This is a genomic window from Streptomyces gobiensis (assembly GCF_021216675.1).
Lineage (GTDB): Bacteria > Actinomycetota > Actinomycetes > Streptomycetales > Streptomycetaceae > Streptomyces > Streptomyces gobiensis.
Genome location: NZ_CP086120.1, coordinates 1927253 through 1943476 on the forward strand (window position 1 = coordinate 1927253; position 16224 = coordinate 1943476).

The following is a 16224-nucleotide window of genomic DNA, read 5'->3' on the forward strand; positions in this document are numbered from 1 at the left end:
GCTCCGAGACTCTAACGGTCCGCTGGGCCACACGCGGGCTCCTGCCCGTGTCGTGGACGGGTCGGGAGTGTGAAGCCGCAGCTCAGAACGGCGATAAAGATTTGTTCCGCTGATAAAGAAACGAGCGGAACGGTGGTATCGCGCAATAGCGCAATAGTGGGACAAGGCCGGAGCCCCGCCCAAAGACGCCGCCGGAGCCCCGGCGCAGAGGGCGCCGGGGCTCTCACCTGTCGGCCCGTCAGACCCGTCAGACGCTGAGCAGCGCTGATGAGCACTGTCAGACGCTGAGCTTCTGGCCGGGGAAGATCAGGTGGGGGTTGCGGCCAACGGTGGCCTTGTTGGCTTCGTAGATCCGCCGCCAGGTGGTGCCGTGCTCGGCGGCGATCGAGGAGAGCGTGTCACCGCTCTGCACGGTGTAGTTTCCGGAGCCGGTCTGCGGCCGCTGCGGCGGGTTCTGAGGCTGCGTTTGCTGCCGCTCCGGCGGTGTCTCTTGCTGATTCTGCGAGCCGCTGGCCGAACCGCCGCCGGGGTTCACATTGGCGGAGGGGCCGCCGGCGGTGAGGTTGCCCGCACTGGCGCAGCCCCAGGCACCCGGGCCCTGCATGGCGAGCAGCTTCTCAGCGGTGGCGATTTGCTGACCCTTGGTGGCGAGGTCGGCGCGCGGGGCGTACTTGGTGCCGCCCGCGGCGGCCCAGCTCGACTGCGAGAACTGCAGTCCGCCGTAGTAGCCGTTGCCGGTGTTGATGGACCAGTTGCCGCCCGACTCGCACTGGGCGACCTTCTCCCAGGTGTCGACCGGGGCGGCCTGGGCACCCGTGGCAGCCATCAGCGGAGCAGCGACAGCGGCCCCGGTGACGCCTGCCAGCGTGGCGACACGCACGACCTTGGATGGACGGCGGTGGTGGCCCTTGCCGGTGAACAGCATGTCGTTCTTCCTCACCGACGCCTGCGAGGTGAGCTGTCGGGTTCGGGCTGTGAGTGGCCCGGTCCGACGCGACCGCGTCGGGCTTCACCCCAAGCCGCCGTAGCGGCACTTACCTGGTTCCCCCGCTCCTGCCAACGGCGCTGACGCGACAACGACGGCCCTTCGACCACCGGCAGGATTCGGCGTGGCGGTCGACGGGGCCCGCAGTAGCGAGCCGGTAGGACCGTAAGCACAGCGCCGTAGATCATTCAATAACCGTCTACTTCGATCATTTCGGGCGAGTTGACGGTCATTAGCTAATATCACCGCAGGTCGGGAGGGGTATTGGGCAATACGGATTCCCAAGACACGCCGGAACAATCGGGAGAGTAGCGTCACACTTTCGCCAATGGGACATCTGGCCCGTCTGGCCCCAACTAACCCTTTTGCTGCCCCAGATCGAGGCGCTGGCCCGGCAGGATGAGATCGGGGTCGGCGCCGATGACCGGTTCATTGGCCGCGTAGAGCGCGGGCCAGCCGCCCTGCACGCCCTCTCGCTCGGCGATCTCCGAGAGCGAATCACCGGACTGGACCCGATAATCACCCGAACCGCGCTCAACGCGGTCAGCCCCCCGGGCGGTGTTCTCCGAGGGCCGCTCCGTCTCCGGCTCACCACGGTGCTTGCCGGTGCCCTCAGCACTGCCGGGCGCGGGATGATCGGGCGTCAGAGACGGGTGGTCCGGTGCGGTGGCCCCGTCCTGTCCCGGCTCACCCGGCTGGGCCCCCTCGTCACCCGGCCCCTCGTCCACGGCGCCGTCCTCGGCGGAGCTCTCGGCGGGGGTCTCGGCGGGGGTCTCGGCAGGGCTCTCGGTCTCCAGCCGGTCGGGGCTGGGCGTAGGGGCAGGCGACAGCGGATCGTCGCTGGGCACGGCCTCCGGAACCTCGACCGCTCCGTCGGCCACTTCCTTGGCCAGTCCGCTCCCTACCGCACAGCTCGGCCAGGCGTCCGGGCCCTGCTCCGCGAGGATCTGCTCGGCGACCGCGATCTGCTGCATACGGCTGGCCAGATCGGGGCGGTCCGCGTACACGGTGCCGCCGTACTTCTCCCAGGTACTCAGGGTGAGCTGAAGACCGCCGTAGTAGCCGTTCTCGGCGTTGGAGCTCCAGATCCCGCCGCTCTCGCACTCGGCGACCCGGTCCCAGGTCGCCGCTTCGGCGGCCTGGGCGCCGGATGCGCCAAGGAGCGGCATGGCGAACCCCGCTCCGGTCACCCCTGCGGTGACGAAGATGGCAGGGGCCTGACGAGGTCGACGGTGTCGGCCGGTCCCGGAACGCATGCGATCGCCTCTCGTAAACAGCTCATGTGACAGCTCGCGTGACAGCTCATGTGAGAGCCGCACTCTGTGGCTGACGGCCGAACGTAGCGTCGAATACCAGTCATCACAAGTCAGTGTCGTGGAGATCACGCAACGGTCACGGTACTGAACTCCACCGGCAGCGTTCGGAGTCCACGCATGATGAGGCCGCCACGCCACCGCAAATCACCTGGATCCACCGCAAGTCGAAGATCGGGCAACCGGCGCAGCAGGGTCGCCAGGGCCGTCTGCCCCTCCAGCCGGGCCAACGGCGCACCGAGACAGTAGTGAATGCCATGGCCGTAGCCAAGGTGCTGAGTGTCCCGGCGCCCCAGATCCAGCGTGTCCGGGTCGGTGAACTTCTCCGGGTCCCGGTCCGCGGCGGCCAGCACGACCAGCACTGGTTCGCCGACCGCGATCCGCTGACCGCCGAGCGTCATCGGCTCGGTCGCGAACCGCCAGGTCGCGAGCTCCACCGGCCCGTCATAGCGCAGCAGTTCCTCGATACCGGTCGCCAACAGCGCCGTATCGCCGCCAGCGAGCGCGGTCTGCAGCCGCTCCCGCTGTACAGGGTTACACAATAGGGCATATGTTCCATTGCCGATGAGATTCACGGTCGTCTCAAAACCGGCGAACAGGAGAATGAACGCCATCGCCGCCGCCTCATTCTCCGTCAAGTGCTCACCGTGATCGCTGGCGCGGATCAGTCCCGAGATGAGGTCATCTCCCAGATCCTCGCGTTTACGGTGGATGAGCTCGGCGAGATAGCCGCGCATCTTCTTCACCGACCGCCCCACGCCGCCCCTGGGCCCACCGCCATGACGCCGGCCGTCCGGGGACTGTGCCCCAGGATGACGCAGCATCATCCCCGCCCACTCGCGGAAGTCGTCCTGGTCCTCCGGCGGCACACCGAGCATGTCGCAGATAGCGTAAATAGGGAGAGGAAAGGCGAACTCATGGATGAGGTCCGCCTCGCCCCGCACGGGGTCGTGTTGCTTGGCGACGATGGTGTCGATGAGCTGATCCGTAAGCTCCTGCACCCTTGGCGCGAAGGCCGCCACCCGGCGCGGAGTAAAGGCCTTCGATACCAGGCGCCGCAGCCGGGTGTGGTCCGGCGGATCGATATTGAGCAGGTGCGTCATCAGGTTCGCGCCGCGCTCCCCCGGGATCCCGACCTTCCCCTTGCCATGCGCGCTCTCACTGTGATGCCCGGGATTCTTGCTCAGCCGCTGGTCAGCGAGCGCCTGCCGGGCGTCGGCGTACCGGGTCACCAGCCAGGCCTCCACCCCGCTGGGCAGTGCGGTCTTGTGCACGGGCGCGTGCTCGCGCAGCCAGGCGTAGGCCGGATACGGGTCAGCGGCGAACTCCCAGCTGAAGAGGGTGGGCGCCGGAGGTCTGTCGTTCGCCGTCTTGTCGTTCACCCTTCGAAACTAACCCGGCTGTGCTAATCCGACTGTGCTGGCCCGGCTGTGCTGCCCCACTCTGCTGACTCGACTCTGCTGACTGACTGTGAAAGGTGCATGGCATGGAGCCTGTGGCGGCCTTGGAGCGGATCGCGTTCCTCCTGGAGCGGGCCCAGGCTCCGACGTACCGGGTGCGGGCCTTCCGTACGGCCGCTGCCGTGCTCGCGCGGTTGCCCGCCGAGGAGGTGGCGGAGCGGGCCGCGGCCGGCTCGCTTGCGTCCCTGAAGGGGCTCGGCCCGAAGACGTCCCAGGTCGTGCGGGAAGCGGCCAGCGGTGACGTACCCGGATACCTGGCGAAGCTGGAGGCGGAGGCGAAGACGGCCTCTCCACCGCTCGACGAGGGCGCGGCACGTCTGCGTGCCGCGCTGCGCGGGGACTGCCATCTGCACTCGGACTGGTCGGACGGTGGCAGCCCGGTCAGTGTGATGGCCCGTACCGCCGTCGAGCTGGGACACGACTGGGCGGTGCTGACGGACCACTCGCCACGGCTGACGGTTGCCCGCGGGCTGTCGGCAGACCGGCTCCGTGAGCAGCTGGACAGGGTCGCTGAGCTGAACGAAGAGCTGGCACCGTTCCGGCTGCTGACCGGGATCGAGGTCGACATCCTGCTCGACGGCTCCCTGGACCAGGATCCGGAGCTGCTGGACCAGCTCGATCTGGTGGTTGCCTCGGTCCATTCCAAACTACGGATGGACGCCCCGCAGATGACGCGCCGAATGGTCGCGGCGGCCACCAGTCCGCTGGTCGACGTGCTGGGGCACTGCACGGGGCGGTTGATCGGAAGCCGTCCCGAGTCGCAGTTCGACGCGGCGGAGGTCTTCGGCGCCTGCGCGGCCTCCGGAACGGCCGTGGAGATCAACTGCCGCCCGGAGCGGCTCGATCCACCACGACGGCTGCTGCGGCAGGCCGTGGCGGCGGGCGTCCTCTTCGCGATCGACACCGATGCCCATGCCCCGGGTCAGCTCGACTGGCAGGTCCACGGTTGCGCCCGAGCCGCTGAATGCGGGGTCCCGAAGGAACGGGTCATCAACACCTGGACGGCTCCCCAGCTGCTGACGTGGACCCGTACACGCAAGACGCCGCACGGGCTGTAACGCGTAGGTGTACGTACCGCCCCCAGCCGTTTGCCATGCCCCGAGGTGGGAGACCCGTCCGGCATGGGGCGAATGGCACTCGCGGGCGGTCCTCCCGCACCCCGGGTCTTGCGGGACTACGCCTTTCTCGGCGACGGAGAGCGTGGTGCGCTCCTCGGGCCGCACGGCGATCTGGTGTGGCTGTGCGTACCGCGCTGGGACAGCGACGCGGTGATCTCCCCGCTGATCGGCGGCGCCGGGGAGTATCACCTCAGCCCGGCGGACCCCTGGCACATCTGGGGCGGCCACTACGAGGACGGCACCCTGATCCGCGTCACCCGCTGGATCACCATGGATTCCGTGACCGAGTGCCGCGACGCGCTGGCGATGCCGGCCGATCCCGACCGCGCTGTGCTGCTGCGCCGGGTCCGAGCGGTGAGCGGCACCGCCCATCTGCGGCTCCTGCTCGATGTCCGCCCGCGGTTCGGCCACGACGCCATGGTGGACCTGCGGTGGCAGGGCACCTGCTGGTCGGCACGGGGCGGCGGACTGCATCTGCGCTTCACCGCCGCGGGGGCGCGCCCGGCGCCCGGCGGCGGGCTGCGGGGCACGCTCACCGTTCCGGAGGGCGAGGAACGCGACATCGTGCTGGAGATCGGGACGCGGGAAGGCACCGATGCCCTGGACGCGGACCGGCTGTGGCGGTCCACCGAGGCCGAGTGGCGGCGATCCGTGCCGGACTGCTCGTCGCTGGCCGCCCCGCGCGACACCCGGCACGCCTACGCCGTACTGCGCGGACTCACCAGCACGGCCGGTGGCATGGCGGCAGCCGCCACGACCTCGCTGCCCGAACGCGCCAACGTCAACCGGAACTATGACTACCGGTTCGCCTGGATCCGCGACCAGTGCTATGCCGGTCTGGCGGTGGCCGCGCACGGCCCCCACCCGCTGCTCGACCAGGCCGTGCGCTTCATCACCGAGCGTGTCCTCGAGGACGGCCCGAAGCTTCGTCCGGCCTACACCGTCACCGGCGACAGGGTGGCGCCGGAGCGTCCGCTGTCCTTCCTTGCCGGTTTCCCGGGCGGCAGCAACCGGGTGGGCAACCGCGCCGCGCAGCAGTTCCAGCTCGACACCTTCGGTGAGGTTCTCCAGCTGTACGCGGCCGCCGCCCGGCACGACCGGCTGGACACCGACGCCCGGCGCGCCGCCGATGTCACCGTGGAAGCCGTGGCGGGGAACTGGACCAGACGGGACGCCGGGCTGTGGGAGCTGGACGAACGCTGGTGGGCGCACTCCCGGCTGAGCGTGGTGACCGGCCTGCGCCAACTGGCCGACGCACTGCCCGGGTCGGCCGCACGGCGGTGGACCGAGCTCGCCGACCGCATCCTGAGCGAGACCGCACGCCGCTGCCTGCACCCCAACGGCCACTGGTGCCGCGCCGAGGACGACGAGGGTCTGGACGCCGGTCTGCTGCTGCCCCTGGCCCGTGGCTGTGTACCGGCCAACGATCCGAGCGCGCTGCGCACCCGTGCCATCGTCGCCGACCAGCTGTCCCGGGAGGGCTACCTCTACCGCTTCCGCCACGGGGAGCAGCCCTTCCACGAGGCCGAGAGCGCCTTCGTGCTGTGCGGGTTCATGATGACCCTGGCCGCCCAGCGGCAAGGGGACGAGATCGGCGCCTTCCGGTGGTTCGAACGCACACGGTCAGCCTGCGGGCCACCAGGCCTGTTCGCGGAGGAGTTCGACATCAGCCAGCGCCAACTGCGTGGCAATCTCCCGCAGGCCTTCGTCCACGCGCTGCTGCTGGAGTGCTCGGTGCGCCTCAGCGACAGCGGGGCTTCTCAGTTCTGAGTCTCAGTAGTTCTGAGTCTCAGTGGAGTTCTGAGTCACAGTGGACCTGCTCACCCGTGCTCATGGCGACGGCCCGGCAGATGCTCGGCGAACTCGGTGAGTTTCTGGCGCACCCCGCGTGCGGCGATACCGGCCCGCTCCGGATCGTGCACCGCCGCCTTGGCCGCCTTCTTGCCCTGCTCCAGCATGATGTGCGGCGGGATGGGGGCGATCCCCGGGTCGACCTTGAACTCCAGGACGACCGGCCGGTCGCAGGCCAGCGCATCGTCCCAGGCCGCACCGACCTTGTTGGGTGCCTCGCAGCGGAAGCCCGCCAGCCCGAGCAGCTCGGCGAACTGGGCGTAGGGAACATCGGGGATGTCCTGGGAGCCCGGGTACTTGGGGTCGCCGCCCATGGCGCGCTGTTCCCAGGTGACCTGGTTGAGGTCCTGATTGTTCAACACACAGAAGACCAGCGGCGATGACCCGGCCATGCGGTCCATATACCGCTTGACGGTGATCATCTCGTTCATGCCGTTCATCTGGAACGCACCATCGCCGATGAAGGCGATCACCGGGCGGTCGGGATAGGCGAACCGGGCGGCGATCGCGTAGGGCACCGCCGGGCCCATGGTGGCCAGCGTCCCGGACAGCGAAGCCCGCATGCCCTCGCGGAGCTTGAGGTGGCGGGCCCACCAGTTGGTGCCGGAGCCGGAGTCGGCGGTGACGATGGCGTTGTCGGGCAGCCGCGGGGTGAGTTCGCTCGCCACCGCCTGAGGATTGATCAGCCCGCCGAAGTGCTGCTCGGAGCGCCGCTCGCAGATCCGGTTCCACTCCCGGACGTCCTTCTCGATCTGCTCGCGCCACTTACGGTCCTCCTTGCGGCGCAGCAGCGGGATAAGGGCGCGCAGGGTCTCCTTGGCGTCGCCGACGAGATGGGCCTCCATCGGATAGCGGACGCCGATCATCCGGCCGTCGATGTCGATCTCCACGCCGCGGGCCTGGCCCTCGTCCGGCAGCCACTCGGAGTACGGGAAGCTGGTGCCGATCATAAAGAGGGTGTCGCAGTTTTGGATCATCTGGTCGCTGGCCTTGCTACCCAGCAGGCCGATCGGCCCGGTGACCCAGGGCAGATCGTCCGGCAGCACTTCCCGGCCCAGCAGGGCCTTGGCCACCCCCGCGCCCAGCAGCTCGGCGACCTCCACGACCTCACCCTCGGCATCGGCGGCGCCCTGGCCGATCAGCATGGCGACCCGCTCGCCCTCGTTGAGAACCGCGGCCGCCCGGCGCAGCTCTGCTTCGTCCGGCAGCATGCGGGGGCGGCTCCAGCCGACGCTGGAGTACACCGAGCCGTGGGTCTTGGGCGGCGAAGGCTGGGCGTCCTCCTCCTGAATGTCCTCCGGGATGATGATCACGGAGGGACCACGCATGGTCAGCGCCGTCTTGAAAGCGCGGTCGATGACATGGCGGGCCTGTCCGGGGTGCACCACCATCTGGCAGAACTCCGAGACATCGGCGAACAGCTGCTCCAGAGCCACCTCCTGCTGATAGCCGGAGCCCAGGCACAGCCGCTTCTGCTGCCCGACGACGGCGACCACCGGCTGGCGGTCGAGCTTCGCGTCATACAGGCCGTTGAGCAGGTGAATCGCGCCCGGTCCCGAGGTGGCCGTGCAACAGCCGACCTCCCCGGTGAACTTGGCGTGCCCACAAGCCATGAACGCGGCTGTCTCCTCGTGCCTGGCCTGGATGAATTCGGGGTCTCCTGCCGCCCGGTCGAACGCCCCGAGCATGCCGTTGATCCCGTCTCCCGGATATCCGTAGACACGGTGTACCCCCCACTCGCGAAGGCGTTCGAGTACATAGTCGGCGACCTGGGTCATGGCACATCTCCTGGGTGAGGGGGCCGCTACCGGATCCCTGGGTTGCCCGCTTGACCGCCGTTAAACCAGTACGGCCCTTACGGCCCCTACAACGCCTACGGTCCCTTCCGCACGTGGATCTCAAGGGCTGCCTCAACCCTGCCGCCTCAGCGGAGCCGGTACCGCTCGACCCGCTCCGGGACGAGCGTCAGCCCGTGGCCGGGCCGTGTGCGGTCCGGCCGCAGCAGGCCGCCCGGCTCGGGGGCGAGGACGCCATCGAAGAGCATGGGCTCGACACGCACGTGATCATGGAAGTACTCCACATGGCGCAGATGCCAGACGGCAGCGCAGGCGTGGGCGCTGATCTGCGGGGCACAGTGGGCCGACAGGTCGATGCCGCGGGCGTCGCAGAGGGCGGCGACGCGCAGGAAGCCGGAGATACCGCCGCAGCGTGTGACGTCCGCCTGGAGACAGTCCACCGCACCGGCGCTCAGCATGCGGTGGAAGTAGGGCAGATCGAAGCCGTACTCGCCCGCCGCGATATCCAGACCGGCCGGTCCACGGTCGCGCAGCAGCCGCAGCCCTTCCAGATCGTCGGAGCTGACCGGCTCCTCCAGCCAGGTCACGCCATGTTCACGCAGGTCCTCCGCCCAGGCCAGCGCCTGTTTGCGGCGGTAGGCGCCATTGGCGTCCACATACAGCTCCGTGCCGTCCCCGATCGCGGTGCGGGCCGCACGCAGCCGTCCGGGGTCAGCCGCCGGCTCGCGGCCGATCTTGATCTTCACCCGGGGAATGCCCCGCGTCACCCAGTCGGTGAGCTGGTCGGCGACCTCCCGCTCGCCGTAGGAGGTGAAGCCGCCGCTGCCGTAGACCGGGACCGTATCGCGCAGCCCGCCGACCACCGTGACCAGGGGAAGCCCGAGCAGCCGGGCCTTCAGATCCCACAGGGCCACATCCACGGCGGAGACCGCCATCGCCGCCACACCCGGTACGCCGATGTTGCGGCAGGCCTTCAGCATCGCCGCCCAGGCGCGTCCCGGCTGGAGGGCGTCCGTGCCGGTGACGGCCGAGGCGAGTTCCGTACCGATAATGTCGGCGGCGGCCTGGTGACCATAGGTCCAGCCGATCCCGGTATGCCCGGCGGCCCGGACCTCGGCAAGCACGACTGTTGTGCCGTCCCAGGCCAGGGTGCCGTCGGACTCCGGCCGGTCGGTGGGAATCCGCCAGGCACGCGCCCGCACCTCCGCGACCGGCGTTTCGGCCCGGTCTGACTGATTGTTCCGGCTGTGCAGCGGGGGCTGCGTGTGCTGCGTGTGCTGCATAGTGCGCCCTTCGGGACGGGCGGGGGGACGGGCGTGTCGACCGCATGGCGCGGGGTACCCGTCGCGCGGCCAGCCGAAAAGTCCGGCCGCCGTCATCAGGGGTTTGTATGGCACACAAGGCGCGCAGCGTCACCGTTCCCGCCCGGACCGATACCCGGTTTCCGGGCGGGATGGCCGCTACCGAGAAGATCAATGTCAAGGGCCTGCAGGAGCGTCTGAGACGGCATGTCGAGGGTGAGGTGCGCTTCGACGATGGTTCGCGGGCGCTCTACGCGACCGACGCCTCCAACTTCCGGCAGGAACCCATCGGTGTCGTCATCCCCCGCACCATGGCTGATGTGACGGCCACCGTCGCGGCCTGCCACGCCTACGGCGCGCCGGTCCTCTCGCGGGGCTGCGGCACCAGCCTGTCCGGCGAGACGGTCAACTTCGCCGTGGTCATGGACTTCTCCAAGCACCTCACCGCGGTCGAAGGGATCGACGCCCGTAAGCGCCTGGCCCACTGCGAGCCGGGCGCGGTGTGCGACGACCTCAAGCGCGCCGCCGCGGAGCACGGGCTGACCTGGGGGCCGGACCCGTCGACGCACGCGTACTGCACGGTCGGCGGCATGCTGGGGAACAACTCCTGCGGCGCCCACTCCGTCATGTCCCAGTTCCGCGGCGGCGGCCCGCGTACCTCGGACAATGTCGAGGAGATGGAGGTCCTCACCTACGACGGCCTGCGGCTGACCGTCGGACCCACCAGCGAGCGGGAACTGGCCAGGATCATTGACGCGGGCGGGCGCCGCGCGGAGATCTACCGGGGCCTGCGCGATCTGCGCAACACCTACGCGGACGTCATCCGCGAACGTATGCCGGACATCCCACGCCGGGTGTCCGGCTACAACCTCGACGAACTGCTGCCCGAAAACGGCTTCAATGTCGCCCGCGCCCTGGTCGGCACCGAAGGCACCTGCGTCACCGTCCTCAACGCCACCCTGCGCCTCATGCCTCAGTCGGCGCACATCACCACCCTCGTACTGGGCTACGACGACATCTTCACGGCAGCCGACCGGACCGCGGCCGTGATGGACCATGAGCCGCTGGCCTGCGAAGCCATGGACGAGGTGCTGGTCAACAACCTCCGCCGGGAGAGCTCGCCGATGGCGGAGCTCGAACTGCTGCCGCCGGCCGCTGCCTGGCTGCTGATCGAGGTCGACGGCGACAGCCCGGCGGAGGCCGAGGCCCGTGCGGAACGGCTGCTGACGGACCGGCGGATCACCGACCGGCTCCGCGACGTCCGGCGGTACGCCGACCCGGCCGAGGCCGAGCGAGTCTGGCGGATCCGCGAGGGCGGCCTCGGCGCCACCGCGTTCCCGCCGGACGGCCCCGACCACTGGCCGGGCTGGGAGGATTCCGCCGTACCGCCCGCGCGCGTCGGCGACTATCTGCGCGACCTCAAGGAGCTGTACGCCAGACACGGCCTTGAGGGAGCGGTGTACGGCCACTTCGGGCAGGGCTGTGTGCACTCCCGGATCTCCTTCGACCTCTATACGGCCGACGGGATCGCCACCTACCGCCGCTTCCTTGAGCAGGCCGCCGATCTGGCCACCTCCTACGGAGGCTCGCTGAGCGGCGAACACGGCGACGGCCAGCAGCGCGCCGAACTTCTGCCCCGCATGTACGGGGAGGAACTGGTGGCGGCCTTCCGTGAGTTCAAGCGGATCTGGGACCCGCTGTGGAAGATGAACCCCGGCAAGGTCGTCGACGCGTACCGGCTGGATGAGCACCTGCGGCTCGGCACCGACTACCACCCGTCCCAGCCGGATACGTACTTCTCCTACCCCGAGGACAACGGCAGCCTCGCGCACGCCGCGCTGCGCTGCGTCGGCGTCGGAAAGTGCCGGGAACCGCACGGCGAGGGCACCATGTGCCCCAGCTTCCAGGTGCTGCACGAGGAGAAGCACACCACGCGCGGGCGGGCCCGGCTGTTCTCCGAAATGCTGGAGGGCGACATCAGCCAGGGCGGCTGGCGCGACGAGGACCTGCACGATGCCCTCGACCTGTGCCTGTCCTGCAAGGGCTGCACCCACGAGTGCCCGGTCGCTGTCGACATCCCCACCCTGAAGGCGGAGTTCCTGGCCCACTACTACGCCGGACGGCTCCGCCCGCGCGCCGCGTACGCCATGGGCTGGATCATGTACGCCGCCCGGCTCGCCTCCCTGGCCCCTTCCGTCGCCAACTTCGCCACGCAGACGCCGCTGCTGTCCCACGCCGTCAAACTCACCGGCGGGGTGGCGATGAAACGGCGCGTACCGGCCTTCGCCGCCACCCCTTTCCACCGCTGGTTCGCCGGCCACCGACCGGCCAACCCCGGCGGCAAGCCGGTGCTGCTGTGGCCGGACACCTTCAATAACTACTTCAAGCCCGAAACGGCCATCGCCGCCGTGCGGGTGCTCGAAGACGCCGGCTTCCGGGTGACTCTTCCCCGCTCCTCCCGGGTCTGCTGCGGCCGCCCGCTGTACGACTATGGCTTCCTCGGCATGGCTGAACGCTTTCTGCGCCACACGCTGGACGTCCTGCGCCCAGCCCTGCGGCAGGGCGTTCCGGTGGTGGGCATCGAGCCGAGCTGTCTGGCCGTCTTCCGCGACGAACTGCCCAAACTCATGCCGCACGACGCCGACGCCCGCCGCCTGACCGCTCTCGCCGTCCAGTTCAGTGAGCTGCTGGACCGTGACGCCCCCGACTGGCGCCCGCCCCGCCTGGACTCCACGGCCCTCGTGCACGGCCACTGCCACCACAAGAACAGCCCAGGCGGCATTGAGGCCGAGCTACGGCTGCTGGACCGCGCCGGGCTGGATTACGCACTCCCCGACACCGGCTGCTGCGGCATGGCCGGCGCGTTCGGCTTCGAACACGGTGAGCGCTACGACGTGTCCGTCGCCGCCGGAGAACGCGTCCTGCTGCCCGCCGTCCGCGACGCCCCCGACACCACCCTCCTGATCGCCAACGGCTTCAGCTGCAAGGAGCAGATCAGCCAGCAGACGGAACGCCGGGCACTCCACATCGCGGAAGCCCTGGCCCTGGCACTCGACGGCCCCGCGTCATCCGGACCCACCTCGCTCGGCCCCCGCCCCGAACGCCTCATCCCCGATATGACGGCTTCCCCTTGGCGGGGAGCGGGCGCGGCCCTCACCGCCACAGCGGCGCTCACCCTGGCCACGGCCGCCCGCCGCGCCCGAAGGGGGTGATGTACGGCCGCCCGGCTTCGGGCTCCTTCAACCCTGCGGACTTTTTCAGCCCTGCGGACCGCTCAGCCCTTCGGCCCGCTCCAGCCAGCCCGTTGCGATGAGGTACTGCCCCAGAATGTAGCCCGCCATGATCAGGACCTCCTGGGACGGGAACTCATGGCCCGCCGCCTGCAACCCGATCAGCAGATCCGACCCGAGGAAGGCAGCCGCTCCGGCACCGACCTTGCCACCGACGCCCAACGCTGCGGCGCCCATCGCCGTCAGCGCGAGGCTGTATCCGGCCACCGGAAGACGGAGCCGCTTCTCCAGGGTCGGGGCGAGCACGGCATTGGCCGCCGCCCAGGCGGCGAGACAGCCAACAGCGGGCCAGGGCCGCCGCCGTATCCCGCCCAGCGCGCCAAGCTTCACATAACCGGCCGTGTAGCTGACCTGGGTGCCCAGAAAGGCGGCCATGCCCAGCAGGAACGCGGGCTCATGGTCGTCGAGGAGCAGCGCGGTGTCCCCGGCGGTGGCACAGGCAAGCCCGGTGAGGAGCGGCCTCGGTACGTCCCCGCCTCGGCGCAGTGCGTGCACGGCCAGCGCGGGCATCAGCAACGGCTTCGCCGCACGGCGCGGCCCCCGCGGGACCGTAGCCGTGGCGATGAGATCGGCCGCGGCCAGCGCTCCGTACGCGGCGAGCGCGCCACGGCCATGCCCGTCCGGCCGCACCAGCCGGGTCGCCGCCACCCTCAGCAGATTGCGCGCCCCGCGCGCGGTGATCGCCATGCCCGGCAGTCTGACGACCCGGCCGTCCCAACGTCAACGAGCGGGTTCATTCACCCATTTGTGTGTACTTCACGTCAGCTGCCCGTGGGTAGAAACGGGTAGAGCTGAGCCAACCCGCCGCTCCTCGTACCCGAAGAGCCCGAAGAGGGAGACCAGCGATCGCCGTGAAGCGTGGTAAGCAGCCCTTCGAACTGCCGGACTTCTACACGCCGTACCCTGCCCGCCTCAATCCCCACCTCGATGAGGCGCGAAGCCACTCCAGGCAGTGGGCCCGCGACATGGGAATGCTGGAGGGGTCGGGGATCTGGGACCAGGCCGACCTCGACGCACACGACTACGCGCTGCTGTGCGCCTACACCCACCCGGACGCGACCGGCCCCGACCTGTCGCTCGTGACCGACTGGTACGTCTGGGTCTTCTTCTTCGATGACCATTTCCTGGAGCTGTTCAAGCGGTCGAACGACCGGCAGGGCGGCAAGGCATATCTGGACCGGCTGCCCGCGTTCATGCCCATGGACCCCGGCGCGGAAGCGATGCCCGAGCCGGAGAACCCGGTCGAGGCCGGGCTGGCCGACCTGTGGGCCCGTACCGTGCCCGCGATGTCCCAGAAGTGGCGGGCGCGGTTCGCCGAAGCCACCCGGAATCTCCTCAACGAGTCTCTGTGGGAGCTGTCCAACATCAACGCGGGCCGCGTCCCCAACCCCGTTGAGTACATCGAGATGCGCCGCAAGGTCGGCGGCGCGCCCTGGTCCGCCGGGCTCGTCGAGTACGCGGCGCACGCCGAGGTGCCCGACGCGGTCGCGGACTCCCGGCCGCTGCGGGTGCTGCGGGACGCCTTCTGCGACGGGGTGCACCTGCGCAACGACCTGTTCTCGTACCAGCGCGAGACCCAGGACGAGGGCGAGCTCAGCAACGGCGTGCTCGTCCTGGAGACCTTCCTCAACTGCACCACCCAGGAAGCGGCGGACGCGGTCAATGATCTGCTGACCTCCCGCCTCCAGCAGTTCGAGCACACGGCCCTCACCGAGCTGGCCCCGCTCTTCGCGGAGAAGGGCGTGGGCCCCGGCCAGGCCGCGGACGTGACGGCGTATGTGAAAGGGCTCCAGGACTGGCAGTCGGGCGGCCACGAGTGGCATATGCGCTCCAGCCGCTATATGAACGAGAAGCCACGCCAGGCAGCCGCCAGCCCCGCCGCGAGCCCACTTCCCGGGCCGACCGGGCTCGGCACCTCGGCCGCCACCCTGGTGGTGCCCACCACCCGCAGGGCCGAGACGGCCAGGGCGCGCGGCTTCAGCCACATTCCGTACGGCCGGGTGGGTCCCTCCCAACTGCCCGACTTCACTATGCCGTTCAAGACCCGACTCAGCCCACACCTGGAGCCCGCCCGCCGGAACATCGTCGCGTGGGCGTACCGCATGGGCATCCTCGAGCCCCAGCCCGGCATCCCCGGCTCGCACGTCTGGGACGAGGAACGGCTCGTGGACTACGACCTGCCGCTGTGCGCGGCGGGCATCCACCCGGACGCGTCCCCCGCCGAACTCGACATCAGCTCGGGCTGGCTGGCCTGGGGCACCTACGGCGACGACTACTACCCGGCGGTCTTCGGCCGCACCCGCGACTTGGCCGGCGCGAAGGTGTGCACCGACCGGCTCTCCTCCTTCATGCCGCTGGAGACCCCCGATACGCCCGCGCTCGCCCCCGCCAACGCGCTGGAGCGCGGCCTCGCCGACCTCTGGGCCCGTACGGCCGGTCCGATGACGCTCCCGGCGCGGCGCACCTTCCGCACCTCGGTCGAGGTGATGGCCGACAGCTGGCTGTGGGAGCTGGCGAACCAGGCGCAGAACCGCATCCCCGACCCGGTCGACTACATGGAGATGCGGCGACTGACCTTCGGCTCCGACCTGACGACGAGCCTGTGCAGGCTGGCGCACGGAAGCAGCGTCCCCGAGGAGGTCTACGGCAGCGGCATCATGAAGTCGCTGGAGAACGCGGCCATGGACTTCGCCTGCCTGATCAACGACGTGTTCTCGTACCAGAAGGAGATCGAGTTCGAGGGCGAGGTGCACAACGCGATCCTCGTCATCCAGAACTTCTTCGACTGCGACTACCCCACCGGGGTGGCCATCACCGGCGACCTGATGAACGGGCGCATGAGCCAGTTCCAGCACGTCGTCACAGAGGAACTGCCCGTGCTGTACGAGGACTTCAACCTCGGACCGAAGGCGCGGGAGGCCCTGCAGGGCTATGTGCGGGACCTGGAGAACTGGATCTCCGGCATCCTCACCTGGCACCGCGACTGCCGTCGCTATACGGAGGCCGACCTCCAGCGGCACCACTCCACACCCCCAAAGCTGCCATCGCCACTCCGGCCACCCTCGGGCCTCGGCACCTCAGCAGCACGGATCGCGTGCGCGCGGTAATCG

At 69.6% G+C, this 16224-nt stretch carries 10 protein-coding genes and 1 riboswitch; of the genes, 4 read left to right on the forward strand and 6 right to left on the reverse strand.

Going from position 1 to position 16224, the window contains the following annotated elements:
- Window positions 1–277: 277 nt before the first annotated feature.
- The 3 genes from test1122_RS08840 to test1122_RS08855 all read right to left on the reverse strand — a co-directional run bounded on the left by test1122_RS08840 (window position 278) and on the right by test1122_RS08855 (window position 3680).
- A complete protein-coding gene (locus test1122_RS08840; RefSeq protein WP_232268609.1) occupies window positions 278–925 on the reverse strand; it encodes a LysM peptidoglycan-binding domain-containing protein in 648 nt (215 codons plus the stop codon).
- 3 nt (window positions 926–928) lie between these two features.
- A riboswitch (cyclic di-AMP (ydaO/yuaA leader) is annotated at window positions 929–1075 on the reverse strand.
- Window positions 1076–1341: 266 nt separating this feature from the next.
- Window positions 1342–2154: a transglycosylase family protein gene (locus tag test1122_RS26565; protein ID WP_277879812.1), complete on the reverse strand. Its 813-nt coding sequence runs from the start codon at window positions 2152–2154 to the stop codon at window positions 1342–1344.
- 212 nt (window positions 2155–2366) lie between these two features.
- A complete protein-coding gene (locus tag test1122_RS08855; RefSeq protein ID WP_232268610.1) occupies window positions 2367–3680 on the reverse strand; it encodes a cytochrome P450 family protein in 1314 nt (437 codons plus the stop codon).
- A 104-nt stretch (window positions 3681–3784) separates the two neighbouring features.
- Here test1122_RS08855 and test1122_RS08860 point away from each other — a divergent pair, with 104 nt between their 5' ends.
- Window positions 3785–4816 carry a PHP domain-containing protein gene (locus test1122_RS08860; RefSeq protein WP_232268611.1) on the forward strand — a complete coding sequence of 344 codons (1032 nt, stop codon included), beginning with the start codon at window positions 3785–3787 and terminating at the stop codon, window positions 4814–4816.
- 63 nt (window positions 4817–4879) lie between these two features.
- Entirely contained in the window at window positions 4880–6646 is a 1767-nt protein-coding gene (locus test1122_RS08865; RefSeq protein ID WP_232268612.1) for a glycoside hydrolase family 15 protein, read from the forward strand.
- A gap of 50 nt (window positions 6647–6696) precedes the next feature.
- On the opposite strand, the gene test1122_RS08870 is transcribed toward test1122_RS08865, so the two are convergent.
- Window positions 6697–8505 carry a thiamine pyrophosphate-requiring protein gene (locus test1122_RS08870; RefSeq protein WP_232268613.1) on the reverse strand — a complete coding sequence of 603 codons (1809 nt, stop codon included), beginning with the start codon at window positions 8503–8505 and terminating at the stop codon, window positions 6697–6699.
- 146 nt (window positions 8506–8651) lie between these two features.
- Window positions 8652–9806 carry an enolase C-terminal domain-like protein gene (locus tag test1122_RS08875; RefSeq protein WP_232268614.1) on the reverse strand — a complete coding sequence of 385 codons (1155 nt, stop codon included), beginning with the start codon at window positions 9804–9806 and terminating at the stop codon, window positions 8652–8654.
- A 107-nt stretch (window positions 9807–9913) separates the two neighbouring features.
- Here test1122_RS08875 and test1122_RS08880 point away from each other — a divergent pair, with 107 nt between their 5' ends.
- On the forward strand, window positions 9914–13036 hold the full coding sequence (locus test1122_RS08880; protein WP_232268615.1) for an FAD-binding and (Fe-S)-binding domain-containing protein: 3123 nt from the start codon (window positions 9914–9916) through the stop codon (window positions 13034–13036).
- 45 nt (window positions 13037–13081) lie between these two features.
- Here test1122_RS08880 and test1122_RS08885 read toward each other — a convergent pair whose 3' ends face one another.
- The gene (locus test1122_RS08885; RefSeq protein ID WP_232268616.1) at window positions 13082–13801 is read right to left on the reverse strand and encodes a lysoplasmalogenase; all 720 of its coding nucleotides are present in this window, start codon (window positions 13799–13801) and stop codon (window positions 13082–13084) included.
- Between the two features lie 164 nt (window positions 13802–13965).
- On the opposite strand from test1122_RS08885, the gene test1122_RS08890 reads away from it, so the two are divergent.
- Window positions 13966–16221 (forward strand): family 2 encapsulin nanocompartment cargo protein terpene cyclase, encoded by a 2256-nt coding sequence (locus test1122_RS08890; protein ID WP_277879813.1) that lies wholly within the window; start codon window positions 13966–13968, stop codon window positions 16219–16221.
- Window positions 16222–16224 lie beyond the last annotated feature (3 nt).